This is a genomic window from Trichloromonas sp. (assembly GCF_034006665.1).
Classification (GTDB): domain Bacteria; phylum Desulfobacterota; class Desulfuromonadia; order Desulfuromonadales; family Trichloromonadaceae; genus Trichloromonas.
This window is the reverse complement of sequence record NZ_JAVESI010000029.1, coordinates 1-17,832: the sequence shown is the minus strand read 5'-3', so window position 1 is coordinate 17,832 and position 17,832 is coordinate 1. Positions and strand designations below refer to the sequence as shown.

The following is a 17,832-nucleotide window of genomic DNA, read 5'->3' as shown; positions in this document are numbered from 1 at the left end:
CGTAAATCCTTGAAATCTATAGGTCCACGGAAAGCACGGAAGACACGGAAAAGTCAAAAGTGCAAAGTTTCAGGTTTTGTTCATTCTCCATGTCTTCCGTGGACATGATGGGTTTAAGTGCTTTGCTTCCGCCCCGGCCACAACCCGAAAATCACCGTAGCGAGAACCACCCCGAAAAGGTTCAGACTCATATCGGTGAGCGAGGCATATCGGCCGGGAACGAACATCTGGTGCCACTCGTCGAAAACGCCGTACCCCAGGCTGATCACACCTCCTAACAGGATAGCCTTGCCCCGGGGCACACCGGAGCGGACCAGCGCCCGCAGCCAGAGGAATTGCAGCAGCCCGAAAAGGGGAACATGCAGCAGATTCTGCCACTGGGGATCGAGTTCGGTCAGAAAGCGAAGTCGGGGGTTGCGTATTTCCCCTGGGATGGAGGAGAGCACGAAAATCATCGCCATCAACGCCAGGGGCAGAGAATAAGCTTTTAGCTTGTCGATATGGCTCATCAAACCAGGGCAAAGACCTTTTTATGTCTTCCGTGGACCAGACGATTTTGACTTTAAAGATTCAGACCCGCGCGAATCGTCCCGAACCGGAAATCCCCGAGCAATCGTCTGAATCGCCCCTCGGTCTTGTTCAGGTTGAGATAATGGCGGAAGTTGCTCTTCCAGCCCGCTCCTTGAATACGCGGCTGGGCGGGATCGAATTCCCAAGGGTGCAGATAGAAGACAAAGGATTTCCCTTCGCTTTCATTGATGCGCTTGAGCCCCCACCGGGTGACGGCATAAGGGAGCAGACGGAAATAACCACCGCCGGCGATGGGGAGATTCTTTCCGGCCAGGTGCAGAGTGCTGATCGGCAACTCCAGAATGGCGGCTTCCCCCGCCGCCGCTTCGCCGGGGCGCCACTGACCATCACCGTCTTTAACGGCGTAGCCGGCAAAACGCGGCCAATCGGCCAAGCCGTAGAAGTCGTGGCGCATGGGGAAGATGCTGGAGTCGTAGCGGTAGCCCGCTTCCAGCAGTTCGTCAAAAGCCCAAGGGGTTTGCCGGGAGATGGAGTAACTCGGCGCCCGATAGCCGAGGACCGGCTGCCCGCTCAGATCTTCGAGACACCCTTTGGCGCGACGGATATCGTCACGGAACTCGGCGCGGCTGAGGGTACCGACCCGGCGATGGCCATGACCGTGGCAGGCGATCTCGTGCCCGGCACCGGCGATGCGCCGGACCAGTTCCGGGCAGCGTTCAGCCACCCAGCCGAGGACGAAGAAGGTGGCCTTGACCCCAGCCCCGTCAAGCAGAGCGAGAATCCGCTCGGTATTGGCGACGACGCGCAGATCGCATCCGTCCCAGGATTCCGGCGGCGACACCTTTTCGAAGGCGGAGACTTGGAAGTAGTCCTCGACGTCAATGCTGAGGAAGTTAACGGGCATGGCGAACCTTCGTAGGGGCGATCCGTTGGATCGCCTTGATCTGATTTCGGCATCTTTTTCGCGCCCTGGGCGAGGCGAGCCCTCTCCCCTACCTTCTCCCGAACCAACGCCGTTTCGGGAGAGGGCCGGGAACCTGGGGCGGCTTGGGGGCTGGCGCAACTTCGGCCGGAAGCGGCTCCGCAGGGGGGACTTCCGGGGGCGCCGGTGGCGGCACGGCCACCGTCTGGGCGGACAACGCCAGCCGTCCAACGGTAGCCTGGAGTTCGTCGAGTTGCCGCAGAATCCTCTCCAGTCCGGCATCGTGCCGTTCGGCATCTTCATGCCGACCATCGGCAAGGCGCTCCAACAGTTCTTCGTGAACGGCGAGCCGGCGGGCAATCCAGCCTTCTTCCTCATGCATCGCGTCAAGACAGGCCAAGCGCTGCTCGAACCGGTAGAGGCGATCAGCCATGCCTTCCCCCGCATCCCCGGCTCCTCCCGCCAACGTCTGATGCAGGCGTGTCGCTTCCACTTGGCGATCCCAGGAGACATCGCCGATCACCTCTTCGAGCATCTCCAAAGAGATGTCGCGGGTTTCCTCGACAAAGGCGGCGAGGAGGACGAAGTCGCAGAAGACGTTGATCAGCCGGGGGATGCCGGCGCTGTAGCCGTAGAGGGTATCGAAGGTGCCCTCCTGCCAGCGCAGGGCGTTGCGGTTGCCGGCCATGGCCAGGCGATGGTAGACGTAAGCCTCGGTCTCCTCGCGGCTCAGGGGTTCGAGATGACAGTGGACGCTGATGCGCTGGCGCAGCTGGCGCAGTTCCGGACGGGTGATGACCTTCTGCAACTCGGGCTGCCCGACCAAGATGATCTGCACCAGCTTGCAATTCTCTGCTTCGAGGTTGGAAAGCAGACGAATCTCTTCGAGCACCGCCGGGGAGAGGTTTTGCGCCTCGTCGATAATGATCACCGGCCGTTTCCGCTGGGCGTGCAGGGCCACGAGATGGTCGTTGAGATCGCGCAGCAGGGCGACCTTGTCCTTGTCCTTGCCGCCGACCTCCAGACCAAAATCCTCGTTGATCATGGCCAGCATCTGCCGGGCGGTGGCGCGGGTGTTGTAGACCATGGAAAGAACCATGTCTGCGTCAAGATTATTGATCAGGTCGCGAACAATGGTCGTCTTGCCGGAACCCACCTCGCCGGTGAGGAGGATGAATCCGGCCCGCTCCTGCAGGCCGTACCTGAGATAGCTGATGGCCTTCTTGTGCGAGCGGCTGTTAAACAAAAAGCGCGGGTTGGGCACCAGCTCAAAGGGCTTGGCAGTCAGGCCGAAGTAGGATTCGTACATGAAGGATCCAGGCTGAAGGCTGAAGGCTGAAGGCTGAAGGCTGAAGGTTGAAGGCTGAAGGATGAAAAAGCTGACTACTTCAGCCTTCGGTCTTCAGCCTTACCACCTTAAAGCCACCTGCGCGAAGACGATGTTGTTGTCGTAATCTTCCGAGGGCATGTCCGAGTCGTTGCGGTTGTAGGTGTAGCCGAGAGACAGCCGGCCTAAACGCAGCTGGTGGTAGAATTCAAGACGACCGCCGTAGCGCTGATATTCTTCCAGATCTCCCTCTTCGTAGTCGGTGTAGCTGAGCAACCAGGCGATTCCCTTCTTGTTGGTGATCGGCACGTCGCCGTCCAGGGTCGCACCCATCCCGTCATCCTGCCGATCGATTTCCAGATAGTCCTCCCGGGACTGAAAGACGGTGAGGCGCACCTTGGAGCGGTTTGCATAAGCCAGATAGGCGGAAACCTCTTGTCGCTCGCGGGCTCCGTCCTCAACGCTGGCGGAAATGTCTTCCTCGTAGGCGGCGCCGACGGACAAGACGCTGGAGATCTGGTAGTCGGCCTGACCGCCGAAAAGGGTGGAGTCGTAATCGTCGCTGTATTCATAGTCGAGCCAGGCGCGGCCGACATCGCCGCGCAGGGAGAACTGGTCGTTCACCTGCCAGAACAGTCCCAATCCGGCATTGGTGCGATCGTACTCCTCCTCGCCGGTGTCATCGAGCAGCGAGCGGCCAGCATCCTTGGGCCGGAACTGGCTAAAGGCCCCGGAGAGATCGACGCTGATTCGGGGAGTGAACTGCTGGGTCAGGGTGACCGCATAACGGTGAGTTTCGGCGTCATCCCCTTCGTCTTCCCGATACCAGACATTTTCGTAGAGATAATCAAAGCGCGCCTGCAGGGTGCGCAGGGGCTGAAGCACCAGATAGGGATTGACCTCCAGTCGATTGCTGTCGGTCATGTTGATCAGATTGTTGTCGACGGCCCCTTTCCCCCCTTCGTCGATGGTCACCCGATCGTAGATGTCGGTCACGCGCAGAAACAGGTTCTCCCGGTAGAGACTGAATGTCGAGTCCAACCGGGCGGTTGGCCGCAACTCGTCATCATCGCTGTTTTCCCAGTATTTCTCGTAACCGACACCGAGGTCGAGGGTCAGATCCGCGACCCGGGTATTCCAGAGGGCCGATACCGAGGGCCGGACGAAGGTGACGAAATCCCCTTCCTTGTCCTTCTCCAGATAAATGTTGTCATTATACTCCTGACGCAGGGAGAAGGCCGGGGTCGCCCGGAACTCGGCCCAACTCGCACCGGGAGCAAAGATAAGGGCAAGCAGCAGGGCCACGGCCGATTTTTGGAATTTCATCATCATCGCACCTTTTCGACATCTATCGGATGGGGGCCCGACAAGGGCTTATTTGTAACCGTAATAGCCGTAATAGCCGTACTTGCCGCCGCTGTGAACCTGGCTGACGCCGTTGCAGACCACCCCGAGCAGATTATGGTTCTTAAGTAGGCCAAGGGCCTTGATCGCCTTGTCCGTCGAGGTGTAACCCTCGCGTACCACCAAGAGAACGCCACCGACCACGTTGGCGATGAACTGGGGCTCGGCGAAGGGCAAGAGCGGCGTGGTGTCGATGATCACATAGCGGTCGGGATAACGGTTCTTGATTTCAACCAGCAGATTCTGCATGCGGTTCGAGGAGAAGAGTTCCACCGGGTTGGGAACAATGCGCCCAGCCGGGAGGATCGAAAGCTTGCCGATGCCGGTCTTGACCAGGGCCTCGCCGACGTCGATGCCGTCGAGAACGCAATCGGTCAAACCAACCGGCGACTCCATTTCCATGTATTTCATGATGGTCGGGCGGCGGATGTCCGCTTCCACCAGAAGAACCGTGTGATCGAACTCTTGGGCCAGGGTGATGGCCAAGTTAATGGAGGTGAGAGTCTTCCCCTCGCCGCCGATGGCGCTGGTAACCATCAGCGATTTGTCGAAACGACCGAGTTGGGCGAGCTTGACGATAGCCGACTTGAGCTTGCGGTACTGCTCGGAAGCCGGGCCGGTTTCACCGCTGGCGGTCACCAGGAAGGGGTTGCGGATCACCGGCGACGGCACACTGGCAAAGACCTCGTGACGGGCTTCATAATGGTCCGTTTCCCGCGCGGCAAGTTCCGGAGCGGCAGCTTCCACGACCTTGGACGCGGCTTGTGCCGGTTCAGCGAGAGGTTCGGACGCAACGGGAGTGACGGCCTGACGTTTTTTCGCGGCCATTTCGATGGCCCTTTCAATACGGCTCATGACTTCCTCCCCCCTCAGCGAACCAACTCGGCGGCGCTGGAAACCAGCGTATCGAGCTTGGCATAGGCGATGAAACGATCGAAAACGGACAATCCGAGCAGATCATGGCCGATCAAGACGGCAATGCAGAACAGGCAGACTCCGGCGTAGGAATAGACCAGCCGATCCCATTTCCGCACTCGTAACGTATCCTCTTCGTTATACATATAAGGAATTTCAGCCAGCACGGTCACCCCCAGGGAGCGAATCATATCGGCATCCTTGACCGTGTCATCGAGTTTTTCCCGAGCGAATACGCCGGCCAAGCCGGCACCGATACCCAGGGCAATGCCGAGAAGCATCTTGTACAGGCGCTTGACCCCCACTGGGAAGGTCGGCAGGATAGCCGGGTCGACAATCCGGAAGGTGGTAGCTTTGTCGGCCACTTCCATCTGCTTGGAAACCTCGGCCACACCGACCCGCTCCAAGAGCGTTTCGTAAACATTCTGGGTCATGCTCCGTTCCCGTTCCATATCGGCCAGAATCTTTTTGTCCTGGGGAAAGTTCGCCAGAATTTTCTTGTTTTGCTCGATTTGTGCGAGGAATTCACGTTCCCGGGCCAGCAAGGCGTTGAGCTCGGCCTGGGCGGTATTCATACGCATCTTGAGATCGACAAAGACCGGATCTTCGAAGGGATTGAAGTTATCCACCGCCGGGCCGGTGCCTTGCACCGGTTGTTCAGCCTGGCGTTTTTCCAGTTCCGCGATCTGCTCCCGCAACTTGACCACCGCCGGATACTGGTCGTTGTAAACCAGAAGCAACTCTTCAAGTTGTGATCGAAGCGCATCGATGCGCATATCGTCTCCCGAACCACCGATGAGATCCAAAAGGGAGCTCCCTTGGGACGAAGCCGAGGATTTCATCATATTCAGCTGTTCGCGCATGGTATTGACACTGGCCGTCAGTTCAAGCTTCTTGAGCCGCAAGCCCTTGAGATCTTCGTCGCGGGTTTTTATCTCCTCAAGAAGAGAGGCTTCGCTGGCCGTCGACATAATGCCGGTCTTTTTACGGTAATTATTGATTTCGTCCTCGATGTCGTCGAGTTTCTTTTTATAGAAGGCCACCTGCTCCGAAAGAAAGCGGTTCGCGCCGAAGGACTCCTCCCGCTTGGCGGCCAGGTTTTCCTCGACATAGGTATTGACTAGGGTATTGATATAAATCTGGGCAAATTGAGGATCGGAGTCGATGAAGGAGACAAAGAACAGATCGCTCCCTTTGAGATTGATCTCGGTTGTTTCCTGACAATGTCGAATCAACCCCTCGAATGCCTCGGACGTCTCGGTCTTGACGTCCATATCGAGCTTTTTCAGAACCCGGGAGATGATGTCGCGACTGAGCATGTGATAACGCAGCACCCGAATCCGGTCCGCCATGGAAGGCGTAACCGTAATCCCCTTCATCAGGCTGTTCACCACGTTCTCTTCGATAAAAACCGTGCTTTTTGCCTCGTACATCTTGGGATAGAAAAAGCTGGAGATGACGATAAGCAGCGCTGTCGTCACCGATATGAGCAAAAAGAGATAACGCCGGTTGTAAAGCGCATGCAGGTACTTCTTGAGCTGAAGAATCGGAGAATCCATAGGGGACGACCTTAGGCTGAAGGCTGAAGGCTGAAGGCTGAAGGCTGAAGGCTGAAAAAATCAGGGGGTCGCGTTCAGGTGTTTAGAACATTCCCTCTCTGACAATGACATAATCGCCTCTTTGCAGTTCGAGGTTCTCGCTCAACTGGCCGTCCTTCATCAAGCCGTCGAGGTCGAGTTTGATCCGCCGGCGATCGTCCCCTTCCTTACGCAGGATCAGCACGGCGTCGGCCTTGGCAAACTTGGTGAAGCCCCCCGATTCGAGGATGGCGTCAAGAATCCGCAAACCGTCCCGGTACATAATGCCCTGGGGCGTATTGACGGCTCCGACCACGTAAACCTTGTTCAGTTCGTTGGTCGGCAGAAAGAGGATATCCTCGGCCTGAAGATCGATGTCGGCCTTGAGGTTGCCGTTATTGAAGAGATCGTGCAGGTCTACGGAAAGCTTTTCGCCGTCGCGCATGACGTAGCCCCGTTGCAGGTCGGCGTTGCCGATCCCCTCAATGCCGCAGAGCAGCTTGAAAAGGGAGGTCCGCCCGGGCAGATTCATCACCTGGGGAGCCACCCCGCCGCCGGAGATATAGATGCGGTTGTTGGTGATCCCGGCTACGGTTACGGTGACGATTGGGATCTTGACGTAGTCGGTGAGCACGGTGGTCAACTCCTTGCTCAGCGCTACCGGGGTCAGCCCGGCGGCCCTGACGTCGCCGGCGGCGGGCAGGGTGATCTTGCCGTCGGGGCGCACTACCACCGCGACGCTCAGTTCGGGAACGCCCCAGACCGCGACATCCAGGCCATCCCCTTCGCCAATCACGTAGTCATCCGCCCAGGCGACAGGCACCGACAGCAGAAACACGGCCACAAGCAACAGCGACAGTCTTTTCATCTACCTTCCTCCCCGGCCGAAGGCGACAACCTTGACCGTTTCCAGAATGATAAGAAAATCAAGCCAAATCGAATAATTCTTTATGTAATAGAGATCATAACGCAGCTTCTCCAGGGCATCCTCATCGGAGGCGCCGTAAGGGTAGCAGACCTGGGCCCAGCCGGTGACCCCGGGTTTCATGCAGTGGCGCTTGCCGTAGTAGGGAATCTTTTGGTTGAGCCGCTCGACAAATTCCGGCCGCTCGGGGCGGGGGCCAACGAAACTCATATCCCCTTTTAGCACATTGTAGAGCTGGGGCAGTTCGTCGATCCGGCTCTTGCGCAGAAACTTGCCGAGCCGGGTGACACGCGGATCGTTCTGCGTGGCCCAGACCGCGCCCGTCTCCTTTTCCGCATCCTGGCGCATGGTGCGGAATTTATAGACGGTGAAGTCTTTTTCCTTCTCCCCCACCCGCACCTGGCGGAAAAAGACCGGCCCCGGCGAGTCGATTTTCACCAGCAGCGCCACTAGGGGCCAGAGCGGCAGCACCAGCAAAATACCGAGCAGGGAAAGGAAAATGTCGAATCCCCGCTTGTAGAAGCGCAGAAAGGTCGTTATCCGAAAACCTTCCGAATAGAGAAACCAGCTTGGCTGGATGTTCTCAATCAGCAGCTTGCCGGTCGTGGCCTCGTAAAAACTCAAGGCATCGACGATTTCCACCCCGTTGAGCTTGCAGCGCAGCAACTCCCGCACCGGAAGTCCGCCGCGCCGCTCGGTGAGCGCCACCACCAGCAGGTCAGCCCGTTCCCGTTCCACGAGTTCGACGATCTCCTCGACCTCGCCGACAATCCGCTTCTCGTCAACCGTGCATTGCTCGGTTGTCGGCTTGACAAAACCGATGCAAACCTGCCGCCCGGGATGTTCGCCCATAACCCGCTCCACTGTGGCGGCCAGGGGGCCGACGCCGATAATCAGCACCCGCCTCGCCAGAGCGGGCAGTTCCATGAGGGCGAGAAAAACGAGATGGGCGAAAAACTGCATAACCCCGAAGACGAGGAGCGAGAAGGAAAGTACCCCGCGTCCGACCATCGCCTGGGGCGCGATGTAATAAACAGCGGAGAGAACAAAAAAGGCCATCAGGATCGAGACGGCAGTGCGAGCGGCGAGATCGAGACGGCCCAGGGATTTCTCCCACCGATACATTTCGCAGAAATAGGCGGAAAAAACCGCCAGCAGCGAAAAGATCAGCAGACGCGACCCACCGGGGCCGGCGATCACGCCGAGATTGCAGACCCCCTCGAAGCGCAGCAGGTGGCCGACCATCAGGGCCAACGCCGCGAGAAGCAAATCGACGAGCAGGATGATGTAAGTCAGTTTCCGCATAGAAATGCCCGTGAAGACCGCCGGGCCACGGTGATCCCACCATGGCCCGGCGGTGGGTTGCGTTAGTCCGCGATCTCGTCGAGAAGCTTGCGTGCCCGATCCGTCTCAGGACCGGCCCCCAGTTCGATGACGGCCTGGAAAGCCGCGCGCGCTTCCGCCGTTTTACCGGCGCCGTGCAGCGCCTGCCCTTGGTGCAACCGTATCGCCGCAACCTTGGGCAGTAATTCGGCGGCCTTGTTCAGAACATTGACCGCTTCGTCATAGCGCTGATTCTTAAGCAGGGCCAGCCCCAGCGTGTCGAGAATCCCCGGATTGCCCGGCTCGTTGCGGAAGGCCTTGACCGCCAGCACCAGCGCTTCTTCCGGCGAACCATAGTTGTCGGCATAGAGATAGGCCAGGTTGTTGAGGGCGGCGGTGTGATCCTCGGCCTTGGCCAGCACCTCTTTGTAGAGTTCAACGGCCTTGCCCTTGTCCCCCTGCTGGTCCTGCAACGCGCCCAAGGCAAAGATCGCCGGGACGAAGTCGGGATGGGCCTTGCGCAGGGCGGCGAAGGTTTCCTGAGCCTTCGCTACCTGCCCGGTCGCGGCGTAGAGGCTACCCAGTTGCAGGGAGAGCAACGGGGAATTCTTGGCCCGGCCAATGCCCTGGCTCAACGTCGCCTCGGCTTTATCCGCCTCGCCCAACCGTTGATGGACGGCGGCCAGCAAAAGATAGCCGGAAGCGGAGGTCGGCTGTTCGTCGATCCGCGCCTGGGCCAGAGTGAGGGCCTTGTCCCCCTCCCCCCCCGCAAGCCAGGCGGCGGCGAGCAGCGGCAACCCGGCGCCTGGCTTGACTTTGTCCAGCGTCTGGAACATCTTCACCGCCTCGGCGGTATTTTTTTGTCCCAGCAGGAGTTTGCCCCGGGTTTCAAGGATGGCCGGATGCTCCGAATGGGCCTGATAGGCCGCCTCGACCACCTTGGCCGCCTCATCCCCCTGCCTGGAACGCCCGAGGTAGCCGGCAAGGGCCAGGAAACCTTCCGGGGCGTTGGTATCACGGGCTTTCTGGTAGCTGGCCTTGGCAGCCGCCGCGTCCCCTTCGATCTCCTGCAGAGTGCCGAGGGAAATCAGCGCCTTGACGTTTTCCGGAGCGATCTTGAGGATCGACTGGTATTCCGCCAACGCCTTTTCTCGCTGCTGGTTGGACAGATAGTAATTGGCCAGGTTGAAATAGGGGGTCAGGTAGTCGGGCTTGGCCTGCTTGGCCTTGTTCAGGGCTTCCAGCCCCTGCTCGTTCTGCTTCTGCGCCAGGTAGGCGGCGGCCATATAGTTGTAGAGCAGGGCATCCTCTTCCGTGCCGTCGAGCCCGGCCTGCAGGGTTTCAATCGCCTCCCGGTAATTCTGCTGACGCAGATAGAGAGAGGCGAGCAGAAAGCGGTTATTCAGCGCTTCGGGAGCCGCTTCGACGGCCTTTTCCAGTTCGATTTCCGCCCCTTGCCGATCGCCTTGGGCAAGGTTGAAGAGACCCTTTTTCATGTGCGCGTCGGCCAGCGACGGATCAAGAGCGATGGCCCGGTCGAGATGGGGCATGGCCTGGTCGAATTCCTTCTTGGCCAGATAGGCACTGCCGAGGATGTTGTGAGCCATGGCAATCTGGTCATTTTTCGCCAGCACCTGCTTGACCTGCGCAATGCAGTCGTCAACCCGCTCCTGACGCAACAGGGTCATGGCGACCATGAGCCGCGCCTGAAGATGCTCGGGTTGGATGTCGAGGGCCCGCTGGAACTGGCTGAGAGCCAATTCGTAATTGCCGTGTCGGTATTCGGCCAGGCCGAGGAAATAGTAACCGGCAAGATCGGGCATACCCTGCAGCGAAGCGCGCAATTCAATAGCGGCCGTCTCGAAATCGCCGGCGGCGTAATGGATCATCCCCAGCAACCGGGAGCCCGAGGGATGCTTGGGATAGTGTTTGCGGAGGTGTTCGGCGATGCGTTGGGCCTCGGCGGCATCACCCATGTCTAAAGAAAGCATCCCGGTCAGATAAAGGGCGGCGATATCCTTACCGTCAATGCGCGTTACCTGTCGGTAGGCCTCCAGCGCTTCCGCCTTGCGCCCCTGGCGCCCCTCAAGAGCGGCAAGCATGAAGTAGGCCGCCTTCCGGTCGGGAAAGGCCTTGATCACGCCAGAAAGTTCCGACCGCGCCTGATCGGTCCAGTCGAGCTGGAGATAGAGCTGGGCCAGCGCCAGGCGCACCTCGGCATTGTCCGCATCAAGGGCCGCAGCCTCCTTGAAGAGTTCTTCGGCCGCCGGCAGATCGCCGCGCACCGCCTTCACCCGCCCCAAAAACTCCTGGGAACGGGAGCTCTTCGGATGTTTTTCCAGATACTGCCGCAGCTCTCCCTCGGCCTCATCGATCTTCTGGTTGGCGAGGTAAAGAGAGGCCATATCGAGGATGACCTCGCCGTTGCCCGGATCCTGAAGACGAACCTTCTGCAGCTCTTTTTCCGCCTTGTCGAGCTTGCCCCCCTTGAGGTACGCCAGACCCAGCTGATAACGGGCCTCGACATAGTTGGGATCCTTTTCCAGGGCGCTGTTGAAGAGCACCACCGCGCCCAAAGGATTACCCTCTTGCACCAGGGCTTTGCCTTCCTCCAGCATCGCTTCCTTGCTCTGTCCCTGACAGGCGGCCGCGAATGCCAGAACCATCATCCACGTAATCATTTGCTTAAACAAAATCATAACCTCCCCATTCACTCGTCTCACCGAGAAGTACCTGACGGATATAGGATGTCAGCCGTTCATAATCGACAGGCTTGACCATGCAACAGGCATGGCGCACCCGCCTGAGGGCAGCAAGCAGGGGCTCGCTGAGGCTGTCGGCCAAAACCAGCACCGGCAACTCTCCATCGCCCATCTCTGCCAGCAGCCGCTCCCCATACGGATAGCTCGTTAAGACTAAACCAACATCCGGCCGATGCAAGTCCATCGCGCCCACCGGAAGCGACCGGCATTCGGCCCGGCAGCCCTGGAGCTCAAGCAACGCCGAACAGATTCGGGAAAACCCCTGTTCGTCGACAATTATTACCTTTTTCAACATGTTCCTCCGCATCCCTCCAAAGCAGTCCGGGCAGCTCCTGAAACATCGGCCATATCCGCCGGCAGATAAAAAAGCTTTTCGGCATGAGCCAGAAAAACGTATTTCTGGTTAAGCAGGGTCCATGCCAAGGAACAATCGCCAATGATTACAAGGGAGTTCTCTTATGAAACAGAAAGGATGGACCTAGACATGTTTCCAGAAGAAACACTTTCGGTAAAAACTGTGCCCCAAAGGATCAATCCGTCCAGCAACTCTTCAGTACGGGATGTTTCTTTTCGGGACACTTACTGAAAATCATCGCGGAAATAGAATCCAGAGATAAACGCGGGGGATGGACACAGCGGGGGGGGAAAGAAGAAACGATGAGGTTATTTTCATCGGCCATCAGGAGAGGCCGTAGTCTTTCAAGCGACGATACAGGGCTTTGCGGGAAAAACCGAGCTTTTTAGCCACGAGGGATTTGTTGCCGGCACATTCTACAAGGGCGCGGCGAATCGCCTCAGCCTCCATTTCCCGCAGAGGGACAACCGCCGAAGGCGCGGCGGTTGCAAAATCACCGGGCTGCTCACGCACCTCGTCGGGCAGATCGGAAGGCAAGATCTCTTCTCCGCGGGCCAGAACCACGGCCCGCTCCACGACATTGCGCAGTTGCCTGACATTGCCGGGCCAATGGTAGGCACAGAGAGTCTGCATGGCCTTTTCGGAAACCGCCAGCATTTTCCCTTCCTGGACACAGAACTCCTTGACGAACTCGCTCACCAGCAGAGGGATGTCGTCCCGGCGTTCGCGCAGACTGGGGAGATCGATGCGCACCACATTGATCCGGTAAAAGAGATCCTCACGGAAGGCTCCCCTGGCCACTTCTTGGCGCAACTCCCGGTTGGTCGAGGAAACCAGCCGGAAATCGACGGGAATCCGACGATTGTCGCCAAGCCGCTCGACTTCCTTTTCTTGTAGGACACGCAGCAGTTTGGCCTGCAGACTGATATCCAGCTCGCCGATTTCATCGAGAAAGAGCGTACCGCTTGCCGCCTGTTCGATACGCCCGATGCGCCGGTTGACCGCGCCGGTGAAGGCCCCTTTTTCGTAGCCGAACAGTTCCGATTCGAGCAGTTCGCCGGGGATCGCCGCACAGTTGACCGTCACAAAGGGGCCGTCCCGCCGGATGCTGCCGTAATGCAGGGCGCGGGCGACCAGTTCCTTGCCGACCCCGGTCTCGCCGTAGATCAGCACGCTGCTGGGCGAATCCTTGATGGCTTCGACCAGTTCGCAAACCCGGCGAATCTGTCGGGACTGACCGACAAACCGGGCGGATCCGGGAAGACCGGTCAGCCGCTGCCGAAGCTGCGCCAGTTCCCGCTTCAGCCGGCGCTGCTCCACCGCCCGGGCGAGAATGCTTTTCAGGTTGAGATAATCGGGGGGTTTGACGAAATAGTAGAAAGCGCCCAGATTCATGGCGTTGACGGCGGACTCGACGGTACCATAAGCGGTAAGGAAAATCACCGGTATTTCCGGATACTTCTGTTTTATCTGCTCATGCAGCGCGAGGCCGTCGGCCCCCGGCATCTTCATATCGGTAATAACCGTGTCGAAATCGTGGCGGGCCAGAGCTTTCATGGCTTCGTCCACATCCCCGGCGGTCGCCACCCGATAATCTTCCTGTTCGAGAATCGCCGCCAGAACCCGGCGGGCACTCGCCTCGTCATCGACCACGAGGATCAGCCCCTTCTCCATTCCCGTCATTTAGGCGTCGCTCCCGTGAACCGGAAAAAGCAGCCGCGCCGTCGTTCCCCGGTCGCGGCCGCCGCGGATTTCCAGAAACCCGCCATGCTGCTGCATGATCTCCCGCACCAGAAACAAACCGAAGCCCCGTCCTTCGGCCACCGCCGAGGCAAGGCGCGGCTGGCGGAAGTCCCCTTCTGAACCGCTGATGCCGGGGCCGTCATCCTGCACCGAAACGACCACACAGCGCCTGGCGGAGCAGGCTTCGCAGCGACTGGTCACGCAAATACCCCCCCCCCGGGGAAGGGCATGAATGGCGTTATTGAGGATATTGAGAATGGCATGCTCCACCTGAAAAACGTTGATATCCACCTCCGGCAACGACTCAGTCAGATCGAGCCGGAGGGTGACATCCGCCGCCTGGGCCTGAAGGGCCACGAACTGCTCCAGTTTGCGCAGCAGGGCGTTGACCTGATGACGCTCCCGCCCGAAGGAAACCGCCGAAGCGCTGAGAAAACTGCCGATGAAACGATCGAGGCGATCGATTTCCTCTTCCATGATGCCGGTGAATTCAAGCAGAGTGGCGTCGTTTCCGTAGCGGTTTTTCAGGTAGACCACCGCTCCCTTGATGGCATTGAGGGGATTGCGCACCCCGTGGGAAAGCATCGACGCGGTCTTACCGAGGTCGGCCAGGTGTCGGGACTGGCGCAGACTGCCGACGGCCTCGCAACATCCCTGGAGGGCGATGGAAACTCGAGCGCCGGCACCGCCCCCGGGAAAAGGCACGGGTTCGATATGCACATCCCCCCGAACCCCGCCGGCAAAACAGGGGAAACGATAATCCGGGAAATCAAGGGGAACTCCCCGTTCCAGAACCAAGGCCAAGGCGTCATGCCGGTCCTGGCAGATCCTCGGCAACAGGGCGTAATAGTCAAGGCCCAAAAGCTCTTGACCATCACGCCGACCCAGTTCCGCGAGGGCAGGGTTCCAGCTTTGCAGCTTCAGTTCGTCATTGACGGTGAATTCAAAAAAAGTCGGCATCCGTCTCTCTACCCAGGCAAAATCCAAGCCGTTTTACGAATCGATGTTTTTCCAACCCACGGGTTTTTCCAGTAAACGCGGATTGAGCAACCCGGCATGGCGAGCGTTTTCTTCGATATTTGCCAGATAGGGGATACGCTGCCCATGGTATTCAACCTGCTCGCCAACCTTTTCCCAGATAACCCCCCAACGGCGCAAAAGACAACACAAACCCCTGACCATAACCGCATACCAGTGAGTCAGCCCCAGGCTCACACTCTCATGATAAATACATTGATAAAGTCCAGCGACGATCACTCCCTCAAATTGACGACGTTGTTCATTCAGTTGGTGTTCCTCGATCAAGGCGACTTCCGTCTGAGCATAGAGCGCCTTGTCGATCTCCCTTCGCCGAAAATCTTTGCTGATGGCAAGACGGGAAATTTCTGCCAGTTCATGACGCTTGCCGGCAAACTCTTTTTGGGGGTCAAGCTTACAGTGCCACTCGATTGGCAACTTTCCTCGGGGCAAGCCCCTTGAAGCCGCAAGAACGATGCGAACCGTTCCGACAATCCGCCCGGTATCGGCCACCATGGCGCAAAAATGGCGGGAATGAACATCATATTCGTCGGTCTCCAGCCCTTCGGGGTGATCGTCCGGCGACTCGAAGCCACATTCGGTGCAATAGACCTGATAGCGCAGAGCATAAAGTTCTTTCATCCGCGGATCATTTAGTTCCACCCGCTCAAACCGGAAATCGATCATAACAGCCCCCCAAATTGCTCATTTGCGTAAGAGAATAGCACCGTTTACGGATGATTTCAGAAATATTTCCAGGGACGAGATGAGGGGGCATGCGCTTGCAGAGTGAAGGCGTCACCTTGTGTTCTCTTGAAATTTGAACTACCCTTCAGACACCCGAGAATAGCCAATGCGTTCGACTGAAATGGAGCAGTGAGGAAGCCAATTATGGAAGAGACAAAAGTCCGTCGCTGGCGACAGCGCTTTCAGAATCTGGACCGGGCCTTCGGTCAACTGACCAGCGCCGTCAATCGTATCTCCGAGCTTTCCGACCTCGAAAAAGAAGGGCTGGTACAACGCTTCGAATACACCTTCGAGCTGTCATGGAAAACGCTGAAAGATTATCTCGCCGGCAACGGGGTCGAAGCGAAGTTCCCGCGTGATGTGGTGAAGCAGGCCTTTTACTATGACATTATCGAGGATGGCGACATCTGGATGGACATGTTGGAAAAGCGTAACCTGATCGCCCACACCTACAATGAGGAAAATTTCAAGCTGGCGATTTCGGCTATCGTGTCGGATTATTACCCCGCGTTAAAGCAGCTCCATAACCACCTCAAGGGGCTGCTATGAACTTTGGAATCAGTGACCAGAGCTTTAGCACGTTGCTCAAAGCTTTGCAGGAATGCCATGACGTCGACGAGGCGATCCTTTTCGGTTCCCGTGCCCTAGGAAATTTTCGACCGGGCTCGGATATCGATATCGCCGTTCGCGGGAAAAAACTCTCTGTCCGAACCGCCGCCGACCTGTCCACCCTTCTCAACGAAAAACTCCCCCTGCCCTACCGCTTCGACATCGTCCATTACGACACCATCAATAACGCCGACCTGAAAAAGCATATCGATCAGGTCGGCGTTGTGATTTTTCGGCGACCGGCCCCACAGACCCTGTCCGTCGATAAAAAATCCGGAAACCGGTGATGATCACGCGGGTTCCGGCGAAAATTGAAGCCTCGCCCTGAGAGAAAAACCAATTCGTTACCCGAATGGCGTTTTTTTGCCGAAATCAGGCCGCTAGCCGAATGCCCTTCCCCTCGAAAACCGCCCGCGCCGTCGAGATCCCCCGCAGATAGCGGCTCTGGCGCGTGGCCGCCAGCGCGACCAGATTGGCCGGGGTGCCGACGGCAACGCCGAATTCCTTGAGAAAACAGTCGGCATGATTGATAAACGTTTCCGCGTCGATACCCAATCGGGTCAGAATGGCGGGCGTTTTTTCGGGGATGCTCCCGCGCTTGCCCAGATGGATAGCCCGGCCCAGGGTATCGACCAAATCCAGATAATCGTCAAAAGCAAACGGAATGGCCGCCGCCAGAGTCTCGCTCGGTTCGAAAGGCAGCAAAGGCGCCATCGGCAGCTGCAGCAAATCTGCCTCGCTGCGCAATTTACCCTCCAGAAAATGCGTATCGGATTTCTTTACAATTGCCATTTTGGCCGATTCGGCGGCAGCGCCATGTGGCCCATCCTTCTCACAGGTCAGATCCTCCACCCGCTGCTTCACCGAGGTATGCGTACTCTGCTCCGGAGTTTCGGCCATCCCGGCCCGGATGGGGTTGAGATCGACATAGGCCATGGCCATAAGGACGGCCTGCTCATCCAGAAGTGCCTGGCTTTTAAACCGCCCCTCCCAGAAACGCCCCGTGCAGCCGTCTTCAGCATTGGCCATGCGGGCGAGCGTTTCATTGAGCACTCGCATGAACCAGGAAAGATCATGCAACCGGGCACGATAGGTTTCAACCCATTCCCGCACATGGAGCCGTTCCGAATCGCTCATCCTGTCGCGGGCTGCGGAAAGATAGCGTTGCACCAGCACCGGACCGGTAAACAGCCTGACCCAGCGCCGCAGCACCTCCTCGTCCGACCAAGCCTCCGTACGCTCCTCATCAATGCGCACCACCAGATGGTAATGGTTGCTCATCACCGCATACGCCGCAATATCAATAGCAAAAATCGAAGCCAGCTCACGAATGCGGGTTTCAATCCAGCCACGCCGGTGATCGAAGTTCATGCCGGTGACGGTGTCTTCGCCACACAGGTACGCCCGCCGTACACAGCGCGAGACGACGTGATACCAGGGGGTGTCGGATAAGGAGACAAGATTTGAGCGAGGCATGGTCATGGATCATTCCTACTCCAGCAGGCGGCCGGAAGTCAACAACTAAGTGGGTGTCCTTTAGTAGCTTGCGCGGGCAATTCGCGACATCAGGATGTCGTGATTTACCCGGTCAAAGAATTTCTCCAGATCCACATCCACCACCCAGCGTCGCCCGCCGGCGACATACCTGCGAGCGGCCTGAATGGCTTGGTGGGCA

16 protein-coding genes and 1 pseudogene are annotated in these 17,832 nt (G+C 58.2%); 2 read left to right on the top strand and 15 right to left on the bottom strand.

Annotated elements, in window-relative coordinates:
• Positions 1 to 113: 113 nt before the first annotated feature.
• The 13 genes from RBR25_RS11535 to RBR25_RS11475 form a co-directional block, all read right to left on the bottom strand.
• Entirely contained in the window at positions 114 to 509 is a 396-nt protein-coding gene (locus RBR25_RS11535) for a VanZ family protein (protein ID WP_432819701.1), read from the bottom strand.
• 53 nt (positions 510 to 562) lie between these two features.
• Positions 563 to 1,435 (bottom strand): XrtA system polysaccharide deacetylase, encoded by an 873-nt coding sequence (locus RBR25_RS11530; protein WP_432819700.1) that lies wholly within the window; start codon positions 1,433 to 1,435, stop codon positions 563 to 565.
• An 88-nt stretch (positions 1,436 to 1,523) separates the two neighbouring features.
• The gene (locus RBR25_RS11525; protein ID WP_432819699.1) at positions 1,524 to 2,762 is read right to left on the bottom strand and encodes an XrtA/PEP-CTERM system-associated ATPase; all 1,239 of its coding nucleotides are present in this window, start codon (positions 2,760 to 2,762) and stop codon (positions 1,524 to 1,526) included.
• Between the two features lie 99 nt (positions 2,763 to 2,861).
• The gene (locus tag RBR25_RS11520) at positions 2,862 to 4,112 is read right to left on the bottom strand and encodes a TIGR03016 family PEP-CTERM system-associated outer membrane protein (protein ID WP_432819698.1); all 1,251 of its coding nucleotides are present in this window, start codon (positions 4,110 to 4,112) and stop codon (positions 2,862 to 2,864) included.
• A 42-nt stretch (positions 4,113 to 4,154) separates the two neighbouring features.
• Positions 4,155 to 5,039, bottom strand: coding sequence for an XrtA-associated tyrosine autokinase (locus RBR25_RS11515; protein WP_432819697.1), 885 nt, complete (start codon positions 5,037 to 5,039; stop codon positions 4,155 to 4,157).
• Positions 5,040 to 5,053: 14 nt separating this feature from the next.
• Positions 5,054 to 6,658 carry an XrtA system polysaccharide chain length determinant gene (locus tag RBR25_RS11510; RefSeq protein WP_432819696.1) on the bottom strand — a complete coding sequence of 535 codons (1,605 nt, stop codon included), beginning with the start codon at positions 6,656 to 6,658 and terminating at the stop codon, positions 5,054 to 5,056.
• Between the two features lie 82 nt (positions 6,659 to 6,740).
• Positions 6,741 to 7,544, bottom strand: coding sequence for a polysaccharide biosynthesis/export family protein (locus RBR25_RS11505; protein WP_432819695.1), 804 nt, complete (start codon positions 7,542 to 7,544; stop codon positions 6,741 to 6,743).
• Positions 7,545 to 8,906 carry a TIGR03013 family XrtA/PEP-CTERM system glycosyltransferase gene (locus tag RBR25_RS11500; RefSeq protein ID WP_432819694.1) on the bottom strand — a complete coding sequence of 454 codons (1,362 nt, stop codon included), beginning with the start codon at positions 8,904 to 8,906 and terminating at the stop codon, positions 7,545 to 7,547.
• Between the two features lie 62 nt (positions 8,907 to 8,968).
• Complete coding sequence (gene prsT / locus RBR25_RS11495) at positions 8,969 to 11,593, bottom strand: XrtA/PEP-CTERM system TPR-repeat protein PrsT (protein ID WP_432819693.1); 2,625 nt, start codon at positions 11,591 to 11,593, stop codon at positions 8,969 to 8,971.
• 16 nt (positions 11,594 to 11,609) lie between these two features.
• Positions 11,610 to 11,981 carry a DNA-binding response regulator gene (locus RBR25_RS11490; protein WP_432819692.1) on the bottom strand — a complete coding sequence of 124 codons (372 nt, stop codon included), beginning with the start codon at positions 11,979 to 11,981 and terminating at the stop codon, positions 11,610 to 11,612.
• Between the two features lie 384 nt (positions 11,982 to 12,365).
• Positions 12,366 to 13,724, bottom strand: a complete 1,359-nt coding sequence (locus RBR25_RS11485; protein ID WP_432819691.1) for a sigma-54-dependent transcriptional regulator — start codon at positions 13,722 to 13,724, stop codon at positions 12,366 to 12,368.
• The gene (locus tag RBR25_RS11480; RefSeq protein ID WP_432819690.1) at positions 13,725 to 14,744 is read right to left on the bottom strand and encodes a two-component system sensor histidine kinase NtrB; all 1,020 of its coding nucleotides are present in this window, start codon (positions 14,742 to 14,744) and stop codon (positions 13,725 to 13,727) included.
• A 33-nt stretch (positions 14,745 to 14,777) separates the two neighbouring features.
• Positions 14,778 to 15,488 carry a PEP-CTERM/exosortase system-associated acyltransferase gene (locus RBR25_RS11475; RefSeq protein WP_432819689.1) on the bottom strand — a complete coding sequence of 237 codons (711 nt, stop codon included), beginning with the start codon at positions 15,486 to 15,488 and terminating at the stop codon, positions 14,778 to 14,780.
• A 204-nt stretch (positions 15,489 to 15,692) separates the two neighbouring features.
• Between RBR25_RS11475 and RBR25_RS11470 the strand changes: the two genes are divergently transcribed.
• Positions 15,693 to 16,097 (top strand): nucleotidyltransferase substrate binding protein, encoded by a 405-nt coding sequence (locus RBR25_RS11470; RefSeq protein ID WP_432819688.1) that lies wholly within the window; start codon positions 15,693 to 15,695, stop codon positions 16,095 to 16,097.
• Positions 16,094 to 16,444, top strand: a complete 351-nt coding sequence (locus RBR25_RS11465) for a nucleotidyltransferase family protein (RefSeq protein ID WP_432819687.1) — start codon at positions 16,094 to 16,096, stop codon at positions 16,442 to 16,444. Before RBR25_RS11470 ends, RBR25_RS11465 begins: the two co-directional genes overlap by 4 nt.
• Before the next feature lie 85 nt (positions 16,445 to 16,529).
• On the opposite strand, the gene RBR25_RS11460 is transcribed toward RBR25_RS11465, so the two are convergent.
• Together RBR25_RS11460 and RBR25_RS11455 are read right to left on the bottom strand one after the other, a co-directional pair.
• Positions 16,530 to 17,639, bottom strand: a complete 1,110-nt coding sequence (locus RBR25_RS11460; protein WP_432819686.1) for a transposase — start codon at positions 17,637 to 17,639, stop codon at positions 16,530 to 16,532.
• Between the two features lie 66 nt (positions 17,640 to 17,705).
• Positions 17,706 to 17,832: pseudogene (locus RBR25_RS11455) on the bottom strand (group II intron reverse transcriptase/maturase); the annotation flags it as partial.

What these genes read in the sequence shown, in the direction of transcription:
- RBR25_RS11535 (WP_432819701.1), bottom strand. Translation starts at nt 509, where the DNA reads ATGAGCCATATCGACAAGCTAAAAGCTTATTCTCTGCCCCTGGCGTTG.
- RBR25_RS11530 (WP_432819700.1), bottom strand. Translation starts at nt 1,435, where the DNA reads ATGCCCGTTAACTTCCTCAGCATTGACGTCGAGGACTACTTCCAAGTC.
- RBR25_RS11525 (WP_432819699.1), bottom strand. Translation starts at nt 2,762, where the DNA reads ATGTACGAATCCTACTTCGGCCTGACTGCCAAGCCCTTTGAGCTGGTG.
- RBR25_RS11520 (WP_432819698.1), bottom strand. Translation starts at nt 4,112, where the DNA reads ATGATGATGAAATTCCAAAAATCGGCCGTGGCCCTGCTGCTTGCCCTT.
- RBR25_RS11515 (WP_432819697.1), bottom strand. Translation starts at nt 5,039, where the DNA reads ATGAGCCGTATTGAAAGGGCCATCGAAATGGCCGCGAAAAAACGTCAG.
- RBR25_RS11510 (WP_432819696.1), bottom strand. Translation starts at nt 6,658, where the DNA reads ATGGATTCTCCGATTCTTCAGCTCAAGAAGTACCTGCATGCGCTTTAC.
- RBR25_RS11505 (WP_432819695.1), bottom strand. Translation starts at nt 7,544, where the DNA reads ATGAAAAGACTGTCGCTGTTGCTTGTGGCCGTGTTTCTGCTGTCGGTG.
- RBR25_RS11500 (WP_432819694.1), bottom strand. Translation starts at nt 8,906, where the DNA reads ATGCGGAAACTGACTTACATCATCCTGCTCGTCGATTTGCTTCTCGCG.
- prsT (WP_432819693.1), bottom strand. Translation starts at nt 11,593, where the DNA reads ATGATGGTTCTGGCATTCGCGGCCGCCTGTCAGGGACAGAGCAAGGAA.
- RBR25_RS11490 (WP_432819692.1), bottom strand. Translation starts at nt 11,981, where the DNA reads ATGTTGAAAAAGGTAATAATTGTCGACGAACAGGGGTTTTCCCGAATC.
- RBR25_RS11485 (WP_432819691.1), bottom strand. Translation starts at nt 13,724, where the DNA reads ATGACGGGAATGGAGAAGGGGCTGATCCTCGTGGTCGATGACGAGGCG.
- RBR25_RS11480 (WP_432819690.1), bottom strand. Translation starts at nt 14,744, where the DNA reads ATGCCGACTTTTTTTGAATTCACCGTCAATGACGAACTGAAGCTGCAA.
- RBR25_RS11475 (WP_432819689.1), bottom strand. Translation starts at nt 15,488, where the DNA reads ATGATCGATTTCCGGTTTGAGCGGGTGGAACTAAATGATCCGCGGATG.
- RBR25_RS11470 (WP_432819688.1), top strand. Translation starts at nt 15,693, where the DNA reads ATGGAAGAGACAAAAGTCCGTCGCTGGCGACAGCGCTTTCAGAATCTG.
- RBR25_RS11465 (WP_432819687.1), top strand. Translation starts at nt 16,094, where the DNA reads ATGAACTTTGGAATCAGTGACCAGAGCTTTAGCACGTTGCTCAAAGCT.
- RBR25_RS11460 (WP_432819686.1), bottom strand. Translation starts at nt 17,639, where the DNA reads ATGACCATGCCTCGCTCAAATCTTGTCTCCTTATCCGACACCCCCTGG.